This is a genomic window from Bradyrhizobium sp. MOS003 (genome assembly GCF_003020125.1).
GTDB lineage: Bacteria > Pseudomonadota > Alphaproteobacteria > Rhizobiales > Xanthobacteraceae > Bradyrhizobium.
This window is the reverse complement of sequence record NZ_PYFW01000001.1, coordinates 1,424,319-1,445,802: the sequence shown is the minus strand read 5'-3', so window position 1 is coordinate 1,445,802 and position 21,484 is coordinate 1,424,319. Positions and strand designations below refer to the sequence as shown.

The window sequence follows — 21,484 nt, the reverse complement described above, 5'->3', positions numbered from 1 at the left end:
TCGTTAAGCCTCAAACGGGTTTTGCACGAGGATAGTATCTTCGCGTTCGGGGCTGGTGGAAAGCAGTGCGACCGGGCACCCCACCAATTCCTCGATCCGACGGACATATTTGATGGCCTGGGCCGGCAGCTGGGCCCAAGACCGCGCACCGGCGGTCGGCTCCTTCCAGCCCTCGATGGTCTCGTAGATCGGCTCGACCCGGGCCTGGGCGCCCTCGCCGGCGGGGAAATGGTCGATCTCCTTGCCGTCGAGCTTGTAGCCGGTGCAGACCTCGATGGTGTCGAAGCCATCGAGGATGTCGAGTTTGGTCAGCGCCAAGCCATTGATGCCGCAGGTTCGGACCGCCTGGCGGACCAGCACGGCGTCGAACCAGCCGCAGCGGCGCGGACGGCCGGTGTTGGTGCCGAACTCGCGGCCGCGCTCGCCGATCCTGCGGCCGGTCTCGTTGTCCTGCTCGGTCGGGAACGGGCCCTGGCCGACGCGGGTGGTGTAGGCCTTGCACAGGCCAAGCACATAGCCGACCGCGCCGGGGCCAAGGCCCGAGCCGGTCGCCGCCTGCGCCGCCACCGTGTTGGACGAGGTGACGTAAGGATAAGTGCCGTGATCGACGTCGAGCAGCGCGCCCTGCGCGCCCTCGAACAGCATCCGCTTGCCTTCGCGGCGCTTGATGTCGAGCAGCCGCCATACCGTCTCGGCATAGGGCAGCAGCTCCGGCGCCAGCGCGCTCAACTCCTTCAAGATCACCTTGCCGTCGAATTCGGGCAGGCCGAGGCCGCGCCGCAGTGCGTTGTGGTGGGCAAGCAGCCGGTCGATCTTGTGCGGGAGCGTGTCGAGATCGGCGAGGTCCATCAGGCGGATGGCGCGGCGGCCGACCTTGTCTTCATAGGCAGGCCCGATGCCGCGGCGGGTGGTGCCTATCGCAGTCGCCGCATTGGCGGATTCGCGGTGGGCATCGAGCTCGCGGTGCAGCGGCAGGATCAGCGTGACGTTCTCGGCGACGCGCAAATTCTCCGGCGAGACGGCGACGCCCTGCGAGCGCAGCTTGGTAACCTCGTCGAGGAAGGCGGCGGGATCGAACACCACGCCATTACCGATCACCGAGAGCTTCTGGTCGCGCAACACGCCCGAGGGCAGCAGCGCGAGCTTGTAGGTCTTGCCGTTGATCACCAGCGTGTGGCCGGCGTTATGACCGCCCTGGAAGCGGACGACGATGTCCGCCTGCTCCGACAACCAGTCGACGATCTTGCCCTTTCCTTCGTCGCCCCACTGGGCGCCGACGACGACAACATTGGCCATTCGCGGGTAATCCCTCTGAAGATTTTAGATGCTGCCCAGCCCAAGTGACGGCCGGGGCCGCTCGCACGCGAGGCTGCCCAACCGGATAAAGGAAGCGGCCCTTCTAGGCAAGCAAGAACGGGGCTTTTTTCGGTCCCAAAGCGCTCTCCAAGCCTTTGATATCCCCTAAAAATCCGCTTCGCGGGGCGAGCTTTACGACCTTAGGCCCGGATACGGCCGTCGACCACTTCGATGATGCGGTCGCAGCGCCGCGCCAGGTCCATATTATGGGTCACCAGCAGAAAGCTCGTGCCGCTGTCACGGTTGACCTGCCGCATCAGCTCGAACACGGCATCGGCCGATCTGGTGTCGAGATTGCCGGTCGGCTCGTCCGCCAGAACGAGGTCGGGGTTCATGGCGAGCGCGCGCGCCACTGCCACGCGCTGCTGCTGACCGCCCGACATGTTGTTGGCGAGGTTCCCGGCGAATTTCTCCAGCCCAACCTGCCCCAGCAGGCGGTTCGCCCGCGCCTCGATCTCCGCACTGGGAAAGCCGCGATCGGCCAGCATCGGCATCATGACGTTCTCTCGCGCGGTGAAGGCCGAGATCAAGAGGTGATACTGGAAGACGAAGCCGATGGTGTGGCCGCGCAGGCGGGTGATCTCGGCGTCGCCGAGCGCGGCCGTGTCCCGTCCCTTGATCAGCAGGCGGCCGGAGGTCGGCCGGTCGAGCAGGCCGACGATGTTGAGCAGCGTGCTCTTGCCGGAGCCGGATGGCCCCATCAGCGCCAGGAACTCGCCGTGGTCGAGCTTGAGGTCGATGTCGTGCAGGACCTCGGTCTCGGTCGGCAGGCCGACATTGTAGGCCTTGCAAACCCTCTCGAGCTTCAGGATCTCGCTGGCTTTTTGTGACGCGTCTTCTTCCCGGTTAGCCACGGATCGCCACCACCGGATCGAGCTTCGCGGCGCGCACCGCCGGCGCCATTGCGGCCAGGAGGCCGGTGATGGTGGCCAGCAAGGCCGTGTAGATGAACAGGGATCGCTCCAGCATCAGGGGAAACAGTTCCGTGCCGTCGGCCTGGCGCGCCAACGAGTGCCAGTAGACCAGCGCGAACACGCCCATCACCGCGCCGAACAGCGAGCCGACGAAACCGAGCAGGCCGCCCTGCACAAGAAACACACGCAGCACTTGTCCCCGCGAGGTGCCCATCGCGCGCAGGATTCCGATATCCTTGGAGCGCTGGATCACCGAGACGACCAGCACGGCCGCAATGCCGAACGCGACGGACAGGCCGACGAACAGGCGGATCAGGGTGTTGGTGTTCTGCTGCGCCTGCACCGCGGTGAAGAATTGCGCATTGGTCTTGATCCAGCTGTCGGCCTCAACCGCATTGGCGGCCTGGATGCGCTGCGCGATCTCCTCGGCCGCATAGATGTCAGTGACCGTGATATCGATGGTGGTGACGCCGCCGATCATGCCGAGCAGCGATTGCGCCGTGCGCAGCGCGGCATAGCAGATGCGCTGGTTGACGCCTTTGTTGCCGAGATCGACGAGGCCGGAGATCGTCAGCACACGAGTTGCGCCGGACGCGGCGCGGACGTTGAGCTTGTCGCCGACGGTGGCGCCGAGATCCTTGGCGAGTTCGATGCCGATGATGATGTCCTCGCTGGTCAGGCGCGGCTCGCCGGCGACGATATAGTCCGGCACCTTGACGATCTTGAAATAGGAGTCCGGTTCGACGCCGGACAGCGTGACGGAACGGCTGGCGTCGCCGCGCACCACCAGCACCGAGCCGAGGATGGTCGGCGATACCGCCGTGACCTCGGGCATCGCGCGCATCTGGCTCGCGATCTTCGGCCATTGATCGATCGAGATCACCCGCTGGCTCGGGCGCTGCACCAATGCGTCTTCCAGCTCGCCCGCGCCCTTGCGCAAGGGCCGCGCGACCTGGTCCGGCGCGAGCAGCTGGATCTGCGGCTGCGAAGTCAGCACGCGCTTGATGAAGTTCGCCTGGAGCCCCGCGAGCATCGCCGACATGAAAACGATGACAGCGACGCCGATCGAGATGCCGCCGATGATGAAGATGGTCTGCAGCCGGCCCTCGCGCAGGAAACGCACCGCCATGATCCATTCGAACGGCAGCCAGCGGTTCATTGCAGCACGGGCCGCAGGCGCTGCCCGGTCAGGACGCCCGAATTCTGCGGGATCGCGACGTCGCCGGCGGCGAGGCCGTCGGTGATCTCGACATGGCTGTTGCCGCGCAGGCCGATCTTCACCGGTCGCTGGCTGGCGCGGCCGTCCTTGATGCCGAGCACCCAGGGGGCACCCGACAGGATGTCGTGCACCGAGCGCAGCGGCAGGACCAGCGCATTGTCCTTTGCGGCGACCTCGATATCCACCGAGACCGTCATGTCCTGGCGCAGATAGTCCGGGGGATCGGCGACCGTCAGTTTCACCTCGACCGATGCGCGCGAGATGTCGACGCCCGGATTGATGTAGGTGATGACGGCCGGAAAGCGCCGGTCAGGATAGGCATCGGCGGAGGCAATCGCCTTCTGCCCGAGCGCGATCTTGCCGAGATTGCGCTCGTCGATCTGCAGCACGAGTTGCAGGTCGCCGGCCGGCGCGAGCACCAGCAGCGCCTTGCCTGGCTGCACCACGGTGCCGCGTTCGACGCTGCGCGTGATCAGGACGCCGTCGCGGGGCGCGGCGATCGTCGCGTAATTGAGCCGGGATTCGGCGGTGTCGAGATTGGCGCGGGCCTGGTTGAGCAGGGTCTGGGCCATCACATAGTCGCTGCCGCCCGGGCTTGCCGTGTAGACCTGAAACTGCGCCGAGCGCATCTGGGCGCGGGCGACATCGAGCGTCTTCTGCGCATCGTCGAGCGCCGCGCGCGTCGCATAGCCATTGCGTTCGAGCTGCGCCGTGCGGTCATAGGTCTGCTGGGCGTTGAGCAGCGTCGCCCTGGCCTGCGTCAAAGCTTCTTCAGCCGAGGGCCGCGTCAATTCCTCGATCTGCCTGATGCGCGCCTCGGCCTGGGCCACCGCGCCTTGCGCCTGCACCACGCTTGCTTTCAGCTCGCGCGATTCCAGCGAGATCAGGGGCTGGCCCTTGGTGACCTTCTCGCCTTGCTGAACCAGCACATCCTGCACTGTGCCGGTGAGCTGGCTGCCGATCTCCACCCGGAACGGCGTTTCGACATGGCCGCTCGCCACCACCGTCTCGATCAGGTGGCCGCGCTTGACCTGATCGACCACGATCGCCGGTCCCAGGATCGTCCGCGCGCTTTGCCAGCCCCCGAGGCCGAGCAGAACGACGACCACGAGGATGAACCATTTATGACTGAGACATCCCGACCATAGCGACGCGACCGAGAACCGGCGCTTGGGCTGCGGCAGGATCATTGCTTGCTCGACCATGCCGGCGAAGCTAGCGCGCTCACAGCAGCCCGGATTGCGGCAGGTCAACACGTTACGCCGAATTTAGCGGCACGTAGCCCGGCAAGATGCCTTCAGATGGGAGACCCGCTTGCCGGACGGTCCAGCGCACGCCGACAACCACTTCTGGCGTCTGTCACCCGATGAGCTTTGTAGGCGACTGGACTGCACGCTCGCAGGCCTGGCTGCGGCGGACGCCGCCGGGCGCCTCGGCCGCTTCGGGCCGAACAGCGATGCGGCGCCGCGCATCGAAGGTGCGATGCGGGCGATCCTGCGCCGGCTGCTCGAGCCATTGTCGCTGATCCTGCTGGTTGCCGGCATCGTCTCGATGCTCACCGGAGACGAGATCGGCGGACTCATCATCGTCCTGATCCTGACGCTCTCGATCGGGCTGGACACCGTCCAGGAAGGTCATGCGATCCGCGCCGCGGAGATCCTCCGCCGCTCGGTGGCGCTGAAGGCCGAGGTCAAGCGCGACGGAAGCTTCCGCGAGATCGACGTCGATCACGTCGTGCCCGGCGATATCCTGCGCGTGCGCGCCGGCGACATCATCCCGGCGGATGCGTTGATCCTTCAAAGCACCGCGTTCACTGCCGGTGAGGCCGCGTTGACCGGCGAGCCCTATCCGGTGCAGAAGCGCGCCGGCGCGGTCACCGATTCCGACGATACATCGAATGCGCTGTTCCGCGGCGCCGTGGCGCAGACCGGAGAGGCGATCGCACTCGTGGTCAGGACCGGCCGCGACACCGTGTTCGGAACGGCCGCATCCGCCCTTGCCGAAGCGCAGGTGCCTTCGCCGTTCGAACGCGACCTGCGCGAATTCGGCCTCGTGATCGCGCGCGCCACGCTGGCGCTGGTGCTGGTCGTGCTCACTGTCCGCGTCGTGTTCGGCCGCCCGGTGATGGACTCGCTGCTGTTCTCGGTCGCGCTGGCGGTCGGGCTGACCCCGGAATTGCTGCCGATGATCACCACGGTGACGCTGTCGCGCGGCGCGTTGCGCATGGCGGGCCGCAAGGTGATCGTCAAGCGGCTCGCCGCGATCCACGACCTCGGCGCCATGACCATCCTGTGCACGGACAAGACGGGCACGCTGACCTCGGCCGAGATCACGCTGGCGAAAAGCCTCGATGCCTATGGCAAGGACGACGCCCGCGCGGCGCGGCTCGGCGCCATCGCCGCAAAACTCGGCGGGGATCGCGGCTCGCTCGATGCGGCCCTGGTCGCCGGCCAATCCAATGCCGCACAAGGCTGGTCACTTGCCGGCCGGCAGGCATTCGATTTCTCGCGCCGGCTGGGGTCGGTGCTCGCAACCGGTCCCGAAGGCGCGCTGCTGATCGTCAAGGGCGCGCCGGAGACGGTACTGGAATTGTGCACGACGCAGCGCAGCGGCGCGATGGACGACGATGCGCGAACGACCGCCATCGCGCGCGTGCATCAGCTTGCGGCAGAGGGGCTGCGCTGCATCGCCATCGCTTCGCGCCCCTGGAGCGGCGCAACGCGCGAGGTCGAAACCGAGGACGAGACCGGCCTCGTCTTCGAGGGCCTTTGCGCCTTCGCCGATCCGCCAAAACCGACGGCCGCGGCCGCCATCGCCCGGCTCGCGGCGAGCGGCGTCACGCTGAAGATCCTGTCGGGTGACGATCCCGTGGTGGTGAAGCGGCTCGCCGGCCTGGTCGGACTGAACGCCGACCGCGTGTTGTCGGGCGCCGACATCGCCGAACTCAGCGATGACGCGCTGGCCGTACAGGTGCAATCGACCGATGCTTATGGCCGGCTCGCACCCGACCAGAAGTCCCGAATCGTGAAGGCGCTGCAGGCCAGCGGCGCGGTGGTCGGCTTTCTCGGCGACGGCATCAACGACGCGCCGGCGCTGAAGGCCGCCGATATCGGCCTCTCGGTCGACGGCGCGAGCGGCGTGGCGCAGGCCGCCGCCGACATCATCCTGCTCGCGTCCGACCTCGAAGTCGTCGCCGACGGCGTCGAGGAGGGGCGGCGTACTTTCGCGAACATCCTGAAATATGTCCGCATGGGCGCGAGCTCCAATTTCGGCAACATGCTGTCGATGGCGATCGCCTCGATTGCGCTGCCGTTCCTGCCGATGCTGCCGACGCAGATCCTGCTCAACAATCTGCTCTACGACCTTTCCGAACTCGGCATTCCCTTCGACCAGGTCTCACCCGCAGCAACCACGCAGCCGCAGGTGTGGAGCATGCGGCAGCTGGCGCGCTTCGCCGCGATCATGGGGCCGCTGTCGTCGGTGTTCGACTTCCTGACCTTTGGCGCCCTGCTCTATCTGTTCAAGGCCTCCCCGGAGGAATTCCGCACCGCCTGGTTCATCGAATCCATGGCGACGCAGATCCTGGTCATCTTCATCATCCGAACCAATGGGCGGCCATGGCACAACTGGCCGGACCCGTTGCTGTCCGTCTCCTCGCTGGTTGCCCTGCTGGTCGCGATGGTGGTGCCCTTCACGCCGGTCGGTGCCTGGTTCGGCTTCGTCACGCCGCCACCAATCATGATGGCCGGCATCGCGCTTCTGGTCGTCGTCTACCTCGCCTGCGCCGAGTTGCTGAAGCCGTTTGCGATCCGCACCGGACGAAAGGACTGAGCGCGGTTCCGGCCGCAACGCACTGCGCATGGTCGCGATGCGCCTCGCACCATTGATATCGGGCGCATTTCCGTGTCTTTGAGCGAGGCCGGGCGATCAGCCGGCCCGGATCGACCCGGGCCGGGGTCTCGGCGCTATCGACGCGGGACCATAACAATCACAATGTCCGCCACCGGCCAGACCACGAGCACCGAAACATCCGGCCACAGCTGGATCGCCAACCAGCCTTATCTGCTGCTTTGCATCACGGCGCTGTGCTGGGCCGGCAACGCCATCGTCGGGCGGCTCGCCGCCGGCCACATTCCGCCGGTGACGCTGTCGTTCCTGCGCTGGTTCTTCGCCTTCCTCCTCGTGCTGCCGTTCGCCTGGAAACATCTTGCCCAGGACTGGCCCGCGATCCGCGGCAGGCTCGGCCTGATGGTCACGCTCTCTATCACCGGCATCGGCGCTTTCAATACGCTGCAATATTGGGCGCTGGAGCATACCCAGGCACTCAACACGCTGCTGCTGCAGTCGGCGGCGCCGCTGGTCGTGGCGCTGTGGTCGCTGGCCATCCTCGGCGTCAGGCTCACCGTGGCGCAGGCGTTCGGCGTGGCTCTCTCGATGTGCGGCGTGCTGACCATTCTGCTGCACGGAGATTTCACCACGCTGTCGAACATCGCGTTCAACAAGGGCGACCTCATCTTCATCGTCGCGCTGATCATCTTCGCGCTGTATTCGGTACTGACGCTGAAACGGCCGCCGATGCACGGCCTTTCGTTCCTCGCCTTCACCTTCGGGGTCGGCGCAGCCTGTCTCATTCCGCTCGAGATCTGGGAATTGTCCGCGCGCCCGGTCATGAAGCTCGACGGGCCTAACGTCTTGACGCTGTTCTACGTCGCCGTCTTTCCCTCGACGCTGGCCTATCTCTGCTTCAATCGCGGCGTGCGCCTGATCGGCGCCAACCGCGCCGCGCCGTTCTTCCATGTCGTGCCGGTGTTCGGCTCGATCATGGCGATGGCGTTCCTGGGCGAGCACCCGCAGGCGTTCCACTTCATCGGGTTTGCGCTGGTGCTGTCGGGCGTGTTCGTGGCGTCACGGAAGCAGGCGAACTGATTCTTCCTTCTCCCCTTGTGGGAGAAGGGGGCGCGAAGCGCCGGATGAGGGGTCTCTCTCGACGCATTCGCTGAAAGTTGGATTCGCGGAGAGAAACCCCTCACCCATCTCGCCGCTGACGCGGCGAGCCACGCTCTCCCACAAGGGGAGAGGGGAAGAGGCGCGCCGCGCCGCGGAGCATTCATCACGTCGTCCTCAACTTGCTGTACGCTTCGCTCGTCGCGATGATCACGTGTTCGGCGCAGCCGTTGACCCGGTGCGGGTCGGCTTCGCGCTCGTAGGCCTCCGACGTCATCATGTCCAAAAAAGCCGCGACGGCGGGGTAATGGACCAGCGCGACGAAATCCCAGTCGTTGCCGGCGTGCGGTCCCAGCGCGACGGCCTTGGCCTCGCCGGTCCAGAGCAAGGTGCCGCCGCGCGCCTTGATCATCGGCACGGTGACGGCGCTGTAGCGCAAATAGGCGTCCCAGCCGGATCCGTCGCCGTCGCGCGAGAGGGCGTGGAAACGCATCAGGTTCAGCATCACCACCGGTGCCTGCGGATCGAGCCCTTCCAGCCCCGCGATGTTCAACATATCAACCGGCAAAGGCGCCTCCTCAGGGTTTGCCTGCATTGTAGCATTGCGGCTGCGTGACTTGTGCCACGATGCCGATCTGACGCAAGCTCGTATCCAACGCCAATGACGACCGCTTCACCCGCGCCACCCGCCTCCAGTCCGGCCGGCTGGCTCAACAACCAGCCTTATCTGCTGCTCAGCCTGAGCTCGCTGTTCTGGGCCGGCAACATCGTGCTCGCCCGCCACGTCGGCGCGCATGTGCCGCCGCTGACGGTGACCACGATCCGCTGGTTCGGCGTTTTCCTGATCCTGTTGCCGTTCTCCTGGCCGCATCTCAAGCGTGACTGGCCTGCCCTGCGCAACAGCCTGCCGCTGATGCTGTTCCTGTCGCTGGTGGGCTTTGCCTTCAACAATGCGATCTCGTACTGGGCGATGCAGTATACGGAGGCGCTGAACGCGCTGCTGATCCAGTCGGCCGGTCCCCTGTTCGTGGCGCTGTGGTCGCTGGTGCTGTTCGGGGTGCGGCTGACGGGGGCCCAGTTCGCAGGCATCGCGATCTCGCTTCTCGGCGTGCTGATCATCATCCTGCGCGGCGATCTCGCCGCGCTCGCGAGCATCAGCTTCAACAGGGGCGACATCATGTTCGCCTCCTCGCTGGTCGCATTCGGGATCTACTCGGCCTTCATCCCGCGCCGGCCCAAGATCCACCAGCTCTCCTTCCTGTCCTTCACCACCTGCTGCGGCGCGACGATGCTGATCCCCGCCGCGATCTGGGAGGCGGCGAGCGGCCGCGTGCTGCAATTCGACGGGATCACGCTGGCGACGCTGGGCTACATCCTGATCTTTCCCTCGACGCTGGCTTATCTGTTCTTCAACCGCGGCGTCGCTCTGATCGGCCCGAACCGCGCCGCGCCGTTCTTCCACCTCGTGCCAGTGTTCGGCTCGGCGATGGCGATCCTGCTGCTCGGCGAAAAGCTGCAGCCGTTCCACCTGATCGGCTACGCACTGGTGCTGGCCGGCGTCGTGATCGCGTCGCGCCAGGGCTCGGCCGTGAAATAATTCCGCAGGGCGGATGAACGAGTGAATCTCGTGCCCCCGTTCAGCAGCGCACCACGCCGCAAAGGGCGGCACGCTGCACTGCGCCCGGGCACAGGAGCAAATTAACTCACCGCTTCCGATTTCGATGGAGAGACGCTAGGTTCCCCGCCAACAAAAAAGAGGGAACGACCAGACATGCTTTCAGCGTTGATTCGAAACCTGCGTGCCGTTGGCACGGCCGCACTTTGTCTTGCCGCCGCATCCACTGCCCAGGCCGACACCTGGCCGAGCCGCAACATCACGCTGGTGCTGCCGTTTGCGGCCGGCAGCGGCACCGACACCACGACCCGGCTGATCTCGCAGCACCTGTCGCAGGCGCTCGGGGTCGGCATCGTGATCGAGAACAAGGCCGGCGCCAACGGCATGCTCGCCGCAAGCTATGTCGCCAAGGCCACCCCCGACGGCTACACGCTGCTGGTGACCACCAACACCACGCATTCGGCCAATCCCTACCTGCTCAAGAGCCTCACTTACGATCCGGTCAAGGACTTCACCCCGATCGCGCGCACCGGCGATCTGCCCTTCATGCTGGTCGTCAATCCGGAAGTGCCAGCCAAGACGGTCGGCGAGCTGGTCGCCTATGGCAAGGCCAATCCGGGCAAGCTGAGCTACGCTTCGGGATCGTCCTCGGCGATCGTGTCGGGTGCGACCTTTGCGCACAATGCCGGGCTCGACCTGCTGCACGTGCCCTACAAGAGTTCGCCACCGGCGCTCAACGACGTCATGGGCGGCCGCGTCTCGATGATGTTCGTCGACATTCTCACCGGCCTGCCGCACGTCAACGGCAACGCGCTGCGCGCGCTCGCCGTCACCACCAAGGACCGCTCGCCCCTGGTGCCGAACCTGCCTTCGATGCAGGAGGCTGGCGTGCCGGATTTCGACATCTCGTCCTGGCAGGGCTATTTCGGCCCCGCCGGCATGCCGAAGGAGATCGTGACCCGGCTCAACGCCGAGATCCGGAAAATCGTCGAGAAGCCGGAGATCAAGGCCCAACTCGCCACTCTCGGCATGGACGCGTTCTCGGGCACGCCGGAGCAGCTCGGCAAATTCGTCGACGAGCAGCTGGTGCTGTGGGAGAAGCTGATCACCAACGCGAAGATCGAGAAGCAGTAGGTCTCGCGTACGACGCGAAGAGGAATCGCGACATACAATGCGGTTCCTTTTTGACGCGAATTGGAACCAGAAGATAATGATTTCCGGCCGTGTCCAAAAAGTAACAGACCTGTTGTGCCGTGATTGCTAGGCATCACAATCGATTGGCTTGAAAGCAGCCCAGAATTGCGGGCGAGAGTGGGCGTGGGCGTTGTTTGATGTGGTGAGGGCTCGTTTTTCGAGTTCGTTTTCGGCTTCCGGTTTGTTCGGAGGGTCGTTGCTCTCAGCGGTGGCTGCTTTGACGGCAAGCGGCGCGCAGAGCCAAACCTGCGTTGGAACGACGGATATCATCTGTACCTATACAGGCGTTTCCGGGCCGATCGGCGATCCACCCTCGGGGCCGGTGAGCGGATCGACCAACCTCACCAACGTCCTGACAACGACCGGCACAGCCACCAGCATTCGTACTGTCAGCGGCGAGCATGGCGATGCAACGTCGACAAACTTCGGTGCCGTGCAGGGACCCGTTACTGCTACAGCCGGCATCTTTTCCGGCAACAGCTTAACGGGAACGGCGACCGTTACCAATTACGGCACAGTGGGCGGAAACCTCGTGGCCCGCACCGACTTTGCGGCCGATGCCATCATCTACAACTACGGCGATGCCAGGAATTTGGTTGCGTTGCTCAACAGCACGGCATTTGGCTCCGCCCGGATCTTCAACTATGGCAGCACCAACATTATTCAGATCACGCTTGCCGCTTCGGTTTTTGGCGAGGCGCGGGTCGTGAACTCCGGAACGGCGAATCTGATTAATGTACATATGTTCGGCCCGGCCAACGTGGTCAACTCCGGTTCTGCTGAGGCAATCGCAAACGCGTCCGTCGGCAACAATTCGGCGAAAACCGTCAATACCGGCACGGTAGCGGTTTGGATTCGTACGGAGAACATGCAAGGCGTCACTTCGGGGGCAGAAACCATCAATGCTGGCTCTGTCGGCGATATCTGGACTTCTGCAGATAGCCTGGCCGGCAGCGCAATGGCCACCAACCAGCTGACCGGTGTGGCGGGCAGCATAATGACGGAAGTGAACGGTGCCGGTAACGCCACAACCATCAACTACGGCCGAGCTACCGGCTTGAAGAGCAGCAACAGCGGCAGCGGAAGCGCCGTCGTCAGGAATGCCGGCACAGTAAACGGATCGGTCGAGGCGAACGCAGATACGGGTCCGGCGTCCGTCACCAATTCGGGGGCGATCCACGGTGTCGTGAAGGTCACGTCCGCTTACAACGGCAGCTCCGGTCCAGGTTCGTTTCTCACCAACTCCGGATTGATCGACGGCACCAGCGACTACGCGGCCATCGACATGACGTCAAGCGCATCGGACAACGACCGGATGACGATCAACCTGCTGCCGGGCTCGCGAGTAATCGGACTAATATTGCTCACAGGCGACGCGAGCAATCCCGACAGAGTTGGGACGACGATCAATATCCAGGGTGGCCGCGGCGCTTCATCGGTCCTGACGTTCGGTTACAGCGATGGCGCATTCGGCCTTCTAGAGACGGCTTCACACGTCAACGTCAGCGGCATCCCCTACGTCGTCAGCGGCAATTCGGTCGCAATGGTCGATCCTTCGCCGTTCGGCGTCGCCGGCCGCAACGTTGTGGACGTGACGCATGCGATCGCCGGACTTGCATCGGGCCGACTTGGCGGAGCCGCACCGGTCACCAGCGAAGGCACCGCGATCGGTTTCGCGCCGTCAGGCAATGTCGCGCGCGACATGTTCAATGATTCCTTCGCCTCGATGCCGGGCATGGCTTATGCCGGCCAGGATCGCGTGATGGCGAGCAATCCCAATTTTACGGCTGCGGACGGCACCAGCGTGTGGGCGCAGGGTTTTGGCGGCCGTCGCGTGGCGCCGGAAAACGGCTTGATGCTGCGCTCGGTCAACGGCTTTTATGGCGGCGCGATCGGCGTCGACAAGTTCGTGCAGCCGCAGTTGCGGCTCGGAGCTCTCGTCGGCGGAGGCAATCTGCAATCGGACCTCGCCGTTGATGCCGGTCGCACGACCAGCGATCTCGGCTTCGCCGGCATCTACGGCCGCTATGCGCTGAGCGGCGCGTTCCTTGATTTCTCGCTGCTCGGCGGGGGCAGCAGCAATGCCGCTACCCGCCGGATCGACAACAATCTCGTGGCTGGCGGCGGCGAGTTCGCGCGGGGAAATTATTCGGGATGGTTCGTCAGCCCGGAACTGGCCTATGGGTTCGACCGGACGATCGCGGCTAACCTGACGATGACCCCGACCGCGCGGGTGCGCTATCTCGCCGCCGGGTTCGGCGGCTACCAGGAGAGCGGTTCAGCCGCCGATCTCAACGTCGGCAGCCGTATCAGCCACTATTTCGAGGAACGCGGCGGCGTGACGCTGACGCGCAGTTTTGCCGGTGTTGCGCAGGGCGCCCTGAAGGTTTCCGGATCGGCCGGGATGGTCGGGCTGCAGCGGACCGGCGATGCCAACGTCAACGCCGTCTTGCTCGGGCAAAATCTAGCATTTGCCGCGCCGGGCGGCGGCAACGCCGTCGGCTACTTCGTTGGCGCCGGCCTCGACTGGCATCACGCCTTCGGCGTCTCGTTATTCGCGGCGACTGAATTCAACGAGATGTCCGACGCGAGCCGGACCATCGCCGGGCGCGGCGGAATCAGGATCAGTTTCTGATCCGCCGGACGGCGTCGCATCCTTCTTCGAAAGGCGCCAATAACAAAAGCACCCGGCTGCGGGGCCGGGCGCTTGCATTGCTAGCGGGTGCGGCGTGTCCTTTATGCCGCACGCACCTTGGCGAGGAAGCCGTCGACCGCGCTGCGCAGCGCGCCGGACTGGTTGTCCAGCTCGCGGGCGTTGGTGAGCACGTCGGTGGCGGCAGAACCGGTCGCTTCCGCGGCCGAGGTGACACCTCCGATATGGGTGTTGATCTCGCTCGAGCCGGCCGCAACCGACTGTATGTTGCGGGCGATCTCGCGGGTCGCCTCGCCCTGCTGCTCGATCGATGCGGAAATGCCGGCGGTGATCTCGCTCATTTCAGCGATGGTCTGGGTGATGCCGGAGATGGCCGTAACCGCGTCGCTGGTCGAGGTCTGCATCGCCGCGACCTGCGCGGAGATCTCCTCGGTCGCCTTGGCGGTCTGGTTGGCGAGCGCCTTGACCTCGGAGGCGACGACCGCGAAACCGCGGCCGGATTCACCGGCGCGTGCGGCTTCGATGGTGGCGTTGAGCGCGAGCAAGTTGGTCTGCGCGGCGATCGAATGGATCAGCTTGACGACTTCGCCGATCTTCTCGGCGCCGGTCGAGAGCACCTGCACCGTGGCGTTGGTACGCTCGGCGTCGCTGACGGCGCGGCTCGCCACTTCGGTCGAGCGGGTGACCTGGCGGGAGATTTCCGCAACCGAACTCGACAGCTCTTCGGCGGCCGCCGCGACCGTGCCGACATTGCCGGAGGCCTTTTGCGAGGCGGCACCGACCGTCGCCGCGCGCGAAGAGGCGTCGCTGGCGGTCGCGGTCATCGACTGCGCCGTCGTCTGCATGCCAGCCGCGGCCGAGGAGACCGAGCGGACGATGCCGTTGACGCTGCGCTCGAAATCGTTGGCGATGCCCTCCATCGCGCTACGACGTTCCGCCGCAACGCGTTCCATTGCATCGGCTTCGGTCTTTTCGAGGTCGCGGATGCGGACCGCGTTGTCCTTGAATATCTGGACGGTGGCGGCCATCGCACCGACCTCATCGCCGCGGCCGACGCCGGGGATCTCGCCCTCGAGCTTGCCGTCGGCGAGCTCCTTCATGCGGGTGCCGAGCAGCGCGAGCGGACGGCTGATGCCGCGGCCGATCAGCCAGGCGACGCTGCCGGCGACGATGACGATGCCGAGCATGGCGAGGCCAAGCAGCCAGTAGACCGGCCCCATCTTGGCGTCGATGTCGTCGAGATAGGCGCCGGTGCCCAGATACATGTCGAAACCGGGGACGGCGACGGCGTAGCCGATCTTGCGAATCAGTGCTGCCTGGCCCGGCTTCGCATATTCATAATACAGAAGGATCGAGCCGTTGGCCTTGACGCCGTCCATCAGTTCGGCGGACAGCTTGCGGCCGTTGGTCACGACGTCCATGCGGTTGGTGCCGATCTGTTTCGGATCAGGCGCGAGCTGGGTGATGCCGTCGTAGGACGTTCCGAAGAGATAGCCCGAGCCGTTGTCATAGGTCATCGAATTGCCGTAGCGGCGAAGGTCGGCCAGCGCCGCATCCTTCGTCATCTCGCCGGCATCGACCCGTTTTTTGAGGGCGAGGGCGTAGTTGCGGCCCATATCGACGATCGACTTGGCCTGGTCGATGCGCGCATTCACCATCTCGCGCTTCATCAGATAGCCGGCAAGAACACCGGAGATGCAGAGGCCTAACAGCGTGACGCCGACAAGGATGCCGAGCTTGGAGGCGATCTTCAGATTGCTCAATTTCACGGGGATGGCTCCGGCAGCAAAAGGGATACGGGCACGCGAGGAATCGATCGAAATTCATTCAACTTTTAGTATGTGACCCCTTATCAAGCTGTTACGGGCGGCTCCGTAGAAGCCCGGACAAAACGCCCGAACGGCTGAATAAATCGCCGCAGCGGCAACCAGCGATTGTACGCATCGACCTCGATTTCGCGTAAAAGACGCAAAGGCCCGCCCCCCAGGGACGGGTCACAACAAGAACCGACAAACCAAATCGGGAGCAGGAAATGCCGAAATACAGGGTGGTGACGCCGAAGGGCGCGAGCTTCACGGTCGCTGGCAGCGACTATTCCTATGAGCGCGAGGCGCTCGATCCGATCGACGCCGAGATCATCGAGGCCCCCGCCGACGAGGCCGGGTTCATCGCCGCCGCAAAGACCGCGGACGCCATCTATGCCAAGGGCATCCCGATCTCCAAGACCATCATCGACAGTTTGCAGAGCTGCAAGGTCATCACGCTCGGCTCGGTCGGCGTCGACAGCGTCGACGTCAAGGCTGCTACCGCCCGCGGCATTCCCGTCACCAACATCCCCGACACCTTCATCGAGGAGGTCGCCGATCACGCCATGATGCTTCTGCTCGCAGGCTTCCGCCGCCTGGTCGAGCAGGACCGTATGGTGCGCAGCGGCCGCTGGGCCGAGGGCCGGCCGGCGCTTCTCAAGGTCCCGAGGTTGATGGGCCAGACGCTCGGCTTCGTCTCGTTCGGCCGCGTCGCGCGTGCGGTTGCGAAGCGCGCGGCGCCGTTCGGCCTGCGCATGATGGCCTACGATCCTTTCATCCAGGAAACGCTGATGTGGGACCACGGCGTGATTCCGGCGACGCTGAACGAGGTGCTGTCGCAATCCGACTTCGTCTCGATGCATGCCCCGGCAAGGCCCGAGGTGCATCACATGCTGACCGAGAAGCACTTTCGGCAGATGAAGAAGGGCTCGATCTTCATCAACACCGGGCGCGGCGCCACCGTGGACGAGGAGAGCCTGATCAAGGCGCTGCAGGAGGGCTGGATCGCACACGCCGCCCTCGACGTGCTGGAGAAGGAACCGCCCTCCCACAACAATCCCCTGCTCGGCATGGAGAGCGTGACCCTGACCGCCCACGTCGCCTCGGCCTCGGCACGGTTTGACGAAGCGCGCAAGCGCCGGGTGGGCTACGAATTGTCACTGGTGCTTCAGGGCATGTGGCCGGTAAGCTGCGTCAATCCGTCGGTGCTGCAAGACACCACGCTCCGCCGCTGGCAACCCGTCAGCATGGATCGCGGGCCGAACAGCTAGGCGGCCGGCGCAAGGCGCCGGAACCGGACGACCCTTCACCGGCGATCAACGCCGGGAAGGGAACATCATAGGGAGGTACTGATGAGGAACGACATCACACGTCGTGATGCCTTGGCGCTGGGCCTGTCCGCTGCAACGTTCGCTGCCACCGGTGCTGCGGCGCAAACATCCACTATCAAGGCGGCCGACGTTCCGGCCCCCAAGCGCGAGATCGAAAAGGGCGCGTCCCTGCGCATGCTGCGCCCGGTGCGCTTCGTCCAGGCCGACGAGGACGTCTTCCGCGCCAATGCGGCAAGGTTCACCAAGGACACCGGGGTCGAGGTCAAGGTCGACTTCGTCGGCTGGGAAGACATCAACCAGCAGACCGCAGTGACCGCCAATTCCGGCGCCGGCCCCGACATCATCATCGGCTTCTCCGACGCGCCGCACATCTATATCGACAAGCTGATCGAGCTGACCGACGTCGCCGATTATGTCGGCAAGCGCTATGGCGGCTGGCTGCCGCTGGCGCAGCGCTACGGCAAGAAGAACAAGAGCGACGCCTGGATCGGCCTGCCGTTCGGTGCGACCGCGGGCCCCCTGATCTACCGAAAGTCGATCCTGCAATCGGTCGGCTTCGACAAGGTGCCGGAAGATCATGCCGGAATCCTCGACCTCTGCCAGAAGCTGCACAAGGCCGGCAAACCGGCCGGCTTCGCGCTCGGCAACGCGAGAGGAGACGGCACCGGCTTCGCCAACTGGACGCTGTGGTCGCACAACGCATCCCTGCTCGACGAGGAAGGCAACGTCGTCATCAACAGCAAGGAGACGATCGCCGCGCTGAACTGGGTCAAGCAGATCTACCCGACCTTCATCGCCGGCACGCCGTCGTGGAATGACGTGTCGAACAATCGCGCCTACTCCGCGCAAGAAATCTCGCTGACCGCCAACGGCGTCTCGCTCTACTTCTCGCTGAAGAACGACCCGGCGACCAAGGCGATCGCCGACGACAGCGAGCATCAGCTTCTGCCCAAGGGCCTGGCCAAGGTCTCACCGATGGACGGGCTCACGCTCAACGCCATGGTATTCAAGCACAGCCAGTATCCCAACGCCGCAAAGGCCTTCCTGCAATACATGCTGGAAAAGGACCAGTACGAGCCGTGGCTCAACGCCAATTCCGGCTACTGGTCGCAGCCGCTGGCTGCCTATGCCGATGCCGCGGTGTGGTCGCAGGATCCCAAGGTGACAATCTTCAAGAACACCATGAACAGCACTTACTATAGCGGTTACAAGGGACCGATCTCGACGGCCAGCGGAGCGGTCACCGCCGATTACGTGCTGATTCAGATGCTATCGTCCGTTGCGACAGGCGCCGCAACCCCGGAGGCAGCCGCCGCGGAAGCCGAGCAACGCTGCAAGCGGTACTTCCGGCGGCAGAAGTAGAGATCGTCATTGCGAGAGAAGCGACGCAATCCAGTCCGTCCCCGCAGCGACAGTCTGGATTGCCTCGTCGCTTCGCTCCTCGCAATGACGACGTGGTGAAAAATTAGAACAGGACAACACACTAATGTCCGTGACCACCCTTTCCTCCCAAGGCCTGGCGCAGCGGCAGCCGTCCTGGCTGGTGCGGCTGTTCGACTACAAGCCGTTCCTGATCGTGATGTGCCTGGCGCCCGCGATCGGGCTGCTCTCGGTGTTCCTGACCTATCCGCTCGGCCTCGGCATCTGGCTCGCCTTCACCGACACCACGATCGGCCGGCGCGGCGTCTTCGTGGGCCTCGAGAATTTCCAGTATTTGCTCACCGATCCCCTGTGGTGGAACGCAGTCTTCTACAGCGTGGTCTATACGGGCATCGCGACCTTCGGAAAGTTCGCGCTCGGCTTCTGGCTCGCGCTGCTGCTCAACAACCATTTTCCGTTCAAGAGCATCTTGCGCGCGATCATCCTGTTGCCCTGGATCGTGCCGACCGTGCTCTCGGCGCTGGCATTCTGGTGGATCTACGATCCGCAGTTCTCGATCATCTCCTATCTGCTGGTCGACGTGCTGCACTGGCGGTCGAGCAATGTGGACTTTCTCGGCTCGGCTTGGCCGGCGCGCTTCTCGCTGATCGCCGCCAACATCTGGCGCGGCATTCCCTTCGTCGCGATCTCGCTGCTCGCCGGCCTGCAGACCATCTCGCCCTCGCTCTACGAGGCCGCGATGCTCGACGGCGCCAGCGCCTGGCAGCGCTTCCGCTACATCACCTTCCCGATGATGATGCCGATCCTCGCCATCGTCATGACCTTCTCGATCATCTTCACCTTCACCGATTTCCAGCTGGTCTATGCCATCACCCGCGGCGGCCCCGGCAACTCCACCCATCTGCTGGCGACGCTTGCGTTTCAGCGCGGCATTGCCGGCGGCGAGCTTGGCGAAGGCGCGGCGATCGCGGTGTCGATGATCCCGTTCCTGGTCTTCGCGACGCTGTTCTCCTATTTCGGCCTGGCGCGCCGCAAATGGCAGCAGGGAGAGAGCAATGACTGACACCGTCGCGCAAACCGCTGCCGTGGCCGACGCGAAGGCGGCACCAGATACCATGGCCTGGGATTCCGGGCTGCGGCGGCTGATGATGATCTACCTGCCGCTCGGCTGCTTCGTGCTGATCCTGCTGTTTCCGTTCTACTGGATGGCGATCACCTCGTTCAAGCCGAACGCGGAGCTGCTCAACTACAAGCAGCACAACCCGTTCTGGATATCTTCGCCGACGATCGCCCACATCAAGCACCTGCTGTTCGACACGTCCTATCCGCGCTGGCTGTGGACGACGATGACGGTGGCGATCGGGTCGACCACGCTGTCCCTGATCGCGAGCACGCTCGCCGCCTACGCCATCGAGCGCCTGCGCTTCCGCGGCAGTCCTTATGTGGGACTCGGCATTTATCTGGCCTATCTCGTGCCGCCGTCGATCCTGTTCATTCCGCTCGCCACCGTCATCGTACAGTTCGGCCTGTTCGATTCGCCGCTGGCGCTGATCCTGGTCTATCCGACCTTCCTGGTGCCGTTCTGCACCTGGCTCCTGATCGGCTATTTCAAGTCGATCCCCTACGAGCTCGAGGAATGCGCGCTGGTCGACGGCGCCACGCGGCTTCAGATCCTGCGCCGGATCACGCTGCCGCTGGCGGTGCCCGGGCTGATCTCGGCCGGCATCTTCTCCTTCACGCTGTCCTGGAACGAATTCATCTACGCGCTCGCCTTCATCCAGAGCGGTGCCAACAAGACCGTGCCGGTCGCGATCCTGACCGAGCTCGTCACCGGCGACGTCTACCAATGGGGCGCGTTGATGGCGGGCTCGCTGTTGGGATCGCTGCCGGTCGCGGTGTTCTACTCGCTGTTTGTCGACTACTACGTGTCCTCGCTGACCGGCGCGGTGAAGGAGTAGCCGGCCGCTGCGCGCGAGCGCAGCCGATCGTGCTATCGTGATAGACCGCATGCTGCATTGGCCTCACGCTGCATCCTGACAGCGGAGCCGATCATTGGCGCCGTCGATTGTCGCTCGAGAAAGCGAAAATTGCATGCGTTCGCCAAAGCTTCCCTCGTTAACCCGACGCGGTTTCTGCCTGTGTTGCGTCGGCGCAGCAGCGTCGGCCGCCACTTCGGGATGGCTTAGCCCGAGGCAAGCCTACGCCGAAGCGCGCGGGATCGTCAGCCTGATCAAGGACAGCGCGGCGACGTCGCCCATCACGACCTACAAGCTGCGCGGCAATATCAACGTGCTCGAAGGCTCCGGAGGCAATATTGCCGTTCTCACCGGACCTGACGGCAAGCTGCTGATCGATGCGGGCATCCGTGCCTCGCGTCCCCAGCTCACCAAGGCGCTGGCCGATCTGGGCGCCGATCCCGTCACCCACCTCGTCAACACCCATTGGCATTTCGATCACGCCGACGGCAACGAATGGCTGCATTCAGCCGGCGCCAAAATCATTGCGCAGGAGAACACCCGCAAGCACCTTGCCGAAGTGCAGCGGGTCGAGGACTGGGACTACAATTTCCTTCCACTCGGCGCGGGCGGAATCCCCAGTGAAGTCTTTGCCCGCAGCCACGAACTCAGGCTCAATGGAACCTCGATCGGCTTGAAATATTTCGGACCTGCGCACACGGACAGCGACATCTCCGTAACCTTTGCGGACGCGAACATCGTTCACGTCGCCGATATGTTCTGGAACGGCATCTATCCGTTCATCGACTATTCGACAGGCGGCAGCATCGACGGGATGATCGCTGCATGCGACGCCAATCTCGCGGCGATGGACAAGGACACGATCGTCATTGCCGGGCATGGCAAGCCGGTCGGCAACAAAGCCGAGTTCCAGGCCTTTCGCGACATGCTCGCCGGGATCCGCGACAACGTCGCCCGGCTCAAGAAGCAGGGACGAACGCGGGACGAAACCGTTGCGGCCAAGCCGACAGCGGCCTTCGACGCGATATGGGGTCAGTTCGTGATCGATCCCGGCTTCTTCACCCGGCTGGTCTACCAGGGCGTTTGAAAACGCCTCG

The 21,484-nt window shown here is 64.5% G+C and carries 16 protein-coding genes; 10 read left to right on the top strand and 6 right to left on the bottom strand.

Features of this window, described 5'->3' with window-relative positions:
• Positions 1–3: 3 nt before the first annotated feature.
• The 4 genes from C7G42_RS06900 to C7G42_RS06885 all read right to left on the bottom strand — a co-directional run bounded on the left by C7G42_RS06900 (position 4) and on the right by C7G42_RS06885 (position 4,679).
• The gene (locus C7G42_RS06900; RefSeq protein WP_094893469.1) at positions 4–1,296 is read right to left on the bottom strand and encodes an adenylosuccinate synthase; all 1,293 of its coding nucleotides are present in this window, start codon (positions 1,294–1,296) and stop codon (positions 4–6) included.
• Between the two features lie 200 nt (positions 1,297–1,496).
• Positions 1,497–2,210 carry an ABC transporter ATP-binding protein gene (locus tag C7G42_RS06895; RefSeq protein WP_106948230.1) on the bottom strand — a complete coding sequence of 238 codons (714 nt, stop codon included), beginning with the start codon at positions 2,208–2,210 and terminating at the stop codon, positions 1,497–1,499.
• Positions 2,203–3,429 carry an ABC transporter permease gene (locus C7G42_RS06890; protein WP_106948229.1) on the bottom strand — a complete coding sequence of 409 codons (1,227 nt, stop codon included), beginning with the start codon at positions 3,427–3,429 and terminating at the stop codon, positions 2,203–2,205. Before C7G42_RS06890 ends, C7G42_RS06895 begins: the two co-directional genes overlap by 8 nt.
• On the bottom strand, positions 3,426–4,679 hold the full coding sequence (locus C7G42_RS06885) for an efflux RND transporter periplasmic adaptor subunit (protein WP_245427549.1): 1,254 nt from the start codon (positions 4,677–4,679) through the stop codon (positions 3,426–3,428). The genes C7G42_RS06890 and C7G42_RS06885 overlap by 4 nt, the downstream gene beginning before the upstream one ends.
• A gap of 124 nt (positions 4,680–4,803) precedes the next feature.
• On the opposite strand from C7G42_RS06885, the gene mgtA reads away from it, so the two are divergent.
• Both mgtA and C7G42_RS06875 read left to right on the top strand, forming a co-directional pair.
• A complete protein-coding gene (mgtA, locus tag C7G42_RS06880) occupies positions 4,804–7,320 on the top strand; it encodes a magnesium-translocating P-type ATPase (RefSeq protein WP_106948227.1) in 2,517 nt (838 codons plus the stop codon).
• Positions 7,321–7,482: 162 nt separating this feature from the next.
• Entirely contained in the window at positions 7,483–8,415 is a 933-nt protein-coding gene (locus C7G42_RS06875; RefSeq protein WP_106948226.1) for a DMT family transporter, read from the top strand.
• Positions 8,416–8,599: 184 nt separating this feature from the next.
• On the opposite strand, the gene C7G42_RS06870 is transcribed toward C7G42_RS06875, so the two are convergent.
• The gene (locus tag C7G42_RS06870; RefSeq protein ID WP_199580684.1) at positions 8,600–8,989 is read right to left on the bottom strand and encodes a DUF1330 domain-containing protein; all 390 of its coding nucleotides are present in this window, start codon (positions 8,987–8,989) and stop codon (positions 8,600–8,602) included.
• A gap of 105 nt (positions 8,990–9,094) precedes the next feature.
• Between C7G42_RS06870 and C7G42_RS06865 the strand changes: the two genes are divergently transcribed.
• From C7G42_RS06865 to C7G42_RS06855, 3 genes are all read left to right on the top strand, one after another.
• Positions 9,095–10,030 (top strand): DMT family transporter, encoded by a 936-nt coding sequence (locus C7G42_RS06865; RefSeq protein ID WP_199580683.1) that lies wholly within the window; start codon positions 9,095–9,097, stop codon positions 10,028–10,030.
• Positions 10,031–10,204: 174 nt separating this feature from the next.
• Positions 10,205–11,182 carry a Bug family tripartite tricarboxylate transporter substrate binding protein gene (locus C7G42_RS06860; protein ID WP_106948223.1) on the top strand — a complete coding sequence of 326 codons (978 nt, stop codon included), beginning with the start codon at positions 10,205–10,207 and terminating at the stop codon, positions 11,180–11,182.
• A gap of 256 nt (positions 11,183–11,438) precedes the next feature.
• Entirely contained in the window at positions 11,439–13,877 is a 2,439-nt protein-coding gene (locus C7G42_RS06855) for an autotransporter outer membrane beta-barrel domain-containing protein (protein ID WP_147250228.1), read from the top strand.
• 101 nt (positions 13,878–13,978) lie between these two features.
• Here C7G42_RS06855 and C7G42_RS06850 read toward each other — a convergent pair whose 3' ends face one another.
• Positions 13,979–15,664: a methyl-accepting chemotaxis protein gene (locus C7G42_RS06850; protein WP_106948221.1), complete on the bottom strand. Its 1,686-nt coding sequence runs from the start codon at positions 15,662–15,664 to the stop codon at positions 13,979–13,981.
• A gap of 263 nt (positions 15,665–15,927) precedes the next feature.
• Here C7G42_RS06850 and C7G42_RS06845 point away from each other — a divergent pair, with 263 nt between their 5' ends.
• The 5 genes from C7G42_RS06845 to C7G42_RS06825 all read left to right on the top strand — a co-directional run bounded on the left by C7G42_RS06845 (position 15,928) and on the right by C7G42_RS06825 (position 21,474).
• Positions 15,928–16,971 (top strand): C-terminal binding protein, encoded by a 1,044-nt coding sequence (locus tag C7G42_RS06845; protein WP_106948220.1) that lies wholly within the window; start codon positions 15,928–15,930, stop codon positions 16,969–16,971.
• A gap of 81 nt (positions 16,972–17,052) precedes the next feature.
• Complete coding sequence (locus C7G42_RS06840) at positions 17,053–18,393, top strand: ABC transporter substrate-binding protein (RefSeq protein ID WP_106948219.1); 1,341 nt, start codon at positions 17,053–17,055, stop codon at positions 18,391–18,393.
• Positions 18,394–18,517: 124 nt separating this feature from the next.
• On the top strand, positions 18,518–19,474 hold the full coding sequence (locus C7G42_RS06835) for a carbohydrate ABC transporter permease (protein ID WP_106948218.1): 957 nt from the start codon (positions 18,518–18,520) through the stop codon (positions 19,472–19,474).
• A 52-nt stretch (positions 19,475–19,526) separates the two neighbouring features.
• Positions 19,527–20,369 (top strand): carbohydrate ABC transporter permease, encoded by an 843-nt coding sequence (locus C7G42_RS06830; RefSeq protein ID WP_502694195.1) that lies wholly within the window; start codon positions 19,527–19,529, stop codon positions 20,367–20,369.
• A gap of 133 nt (positions 20,370–20,502) precedes the next feature.
• The gene (locus C7G42_RS06825) at positions 20,503–21,474 is read left to right on the top strand and encodes an MBL fold metallo-hydrolase (RefSeq protein ID WP_106948216.1); all 972 of its coding nucleotides are present in this window, start codon (positions 20,503–20,505) and stop codon (positions 21,472–21,474) included.
• The last annotated feature ends 10 nt before the right edge of the window (positions 21,475–21,484 follow it).

Coding starts and splice junctions, on each gene's coding strand:
- C7G42_RS06900 (WP_094893469.1), bottom strand. CDS start 1,296: ATGGCCAATGTTGTCGTCGTCGGCGCCCAGTGGGGCGACGAAGGAAAG.
- C7G42_RS06890 (WP_106948229.1), bottom strand. CDS start 3,429: ATGAACCGCTGGCTGCCGTTCGAATGGATCATGGCGGTGCGTTTCCTG.
- C7G42_RS06885 (WP_245427549.1), bottom strand. CDS start 4,679: ATGATCCTGCCGCAGCCCAAGCGCCGGTTCTCGGTCGCGTCGCTATGG.
- C7G42_RS06875 (WP_106948226.1), top strand. CDS start 7,483: ATGTCCGCCACCGGCCAGACCACGAGCACCGAAACATCCGGCCACAGC.
- C7G42_RS06870 (WP_199580684.1), bottom strand. CDS start 8,989: ATGTTGAACATCGCGGGGCTGGAAGGGCTCGATCCGCAGGCACCGGTG.
- C7G42_RS06865 (WP_199580683.1), top strand. CDS start 9,095: ATGACGACCGCTTCACCCGCGCCACCCGCCTCCAGTCCGGCCGGCTGG.
- C7G42_RS06860 (WP_106948223.1), top strand. CDS start 10,205: ATGCTTTCAGCGTTGATTCGAAACCTGCGTGCCGTTGGCACGGCCGCA.
- C7G42_RS06845 (WP_106948220.1), top strand. CDS start 15,928: ATGCCGAAATACAGGGTGGTGACGCCGAAGGGCGCGAGCTTCACGGTC.
- C7G42_RS06840 (WP_106948219.1), top strand. CDS start 17,053: ATGAGGAACGACATCACACGTCGTGATGCCTTGGCGCTGGGCCTGTCC.
- C7G42_RS06835 (WP_106948218.1), top strand. CDS start 18,518: ATGTCCGTGACCACCCTTTCCTCCCAAGGCCTGGCGCAGCGGCAGCCG.
- C7G42_RS06830 (WP_502694195.1), top strand. CDS start 19,527: ATGGCCTGGGATTCCGGGCTGCGGCGGCTGATGATGATCTACCTGCCG.
- C7G42_RS06825 (WP_106948216.1), top strand. CDS start 20,503: ATGCGTTCGCCAAAGCTTCCCTCGTTAACCCGACGCGGTTTCTGCCTG.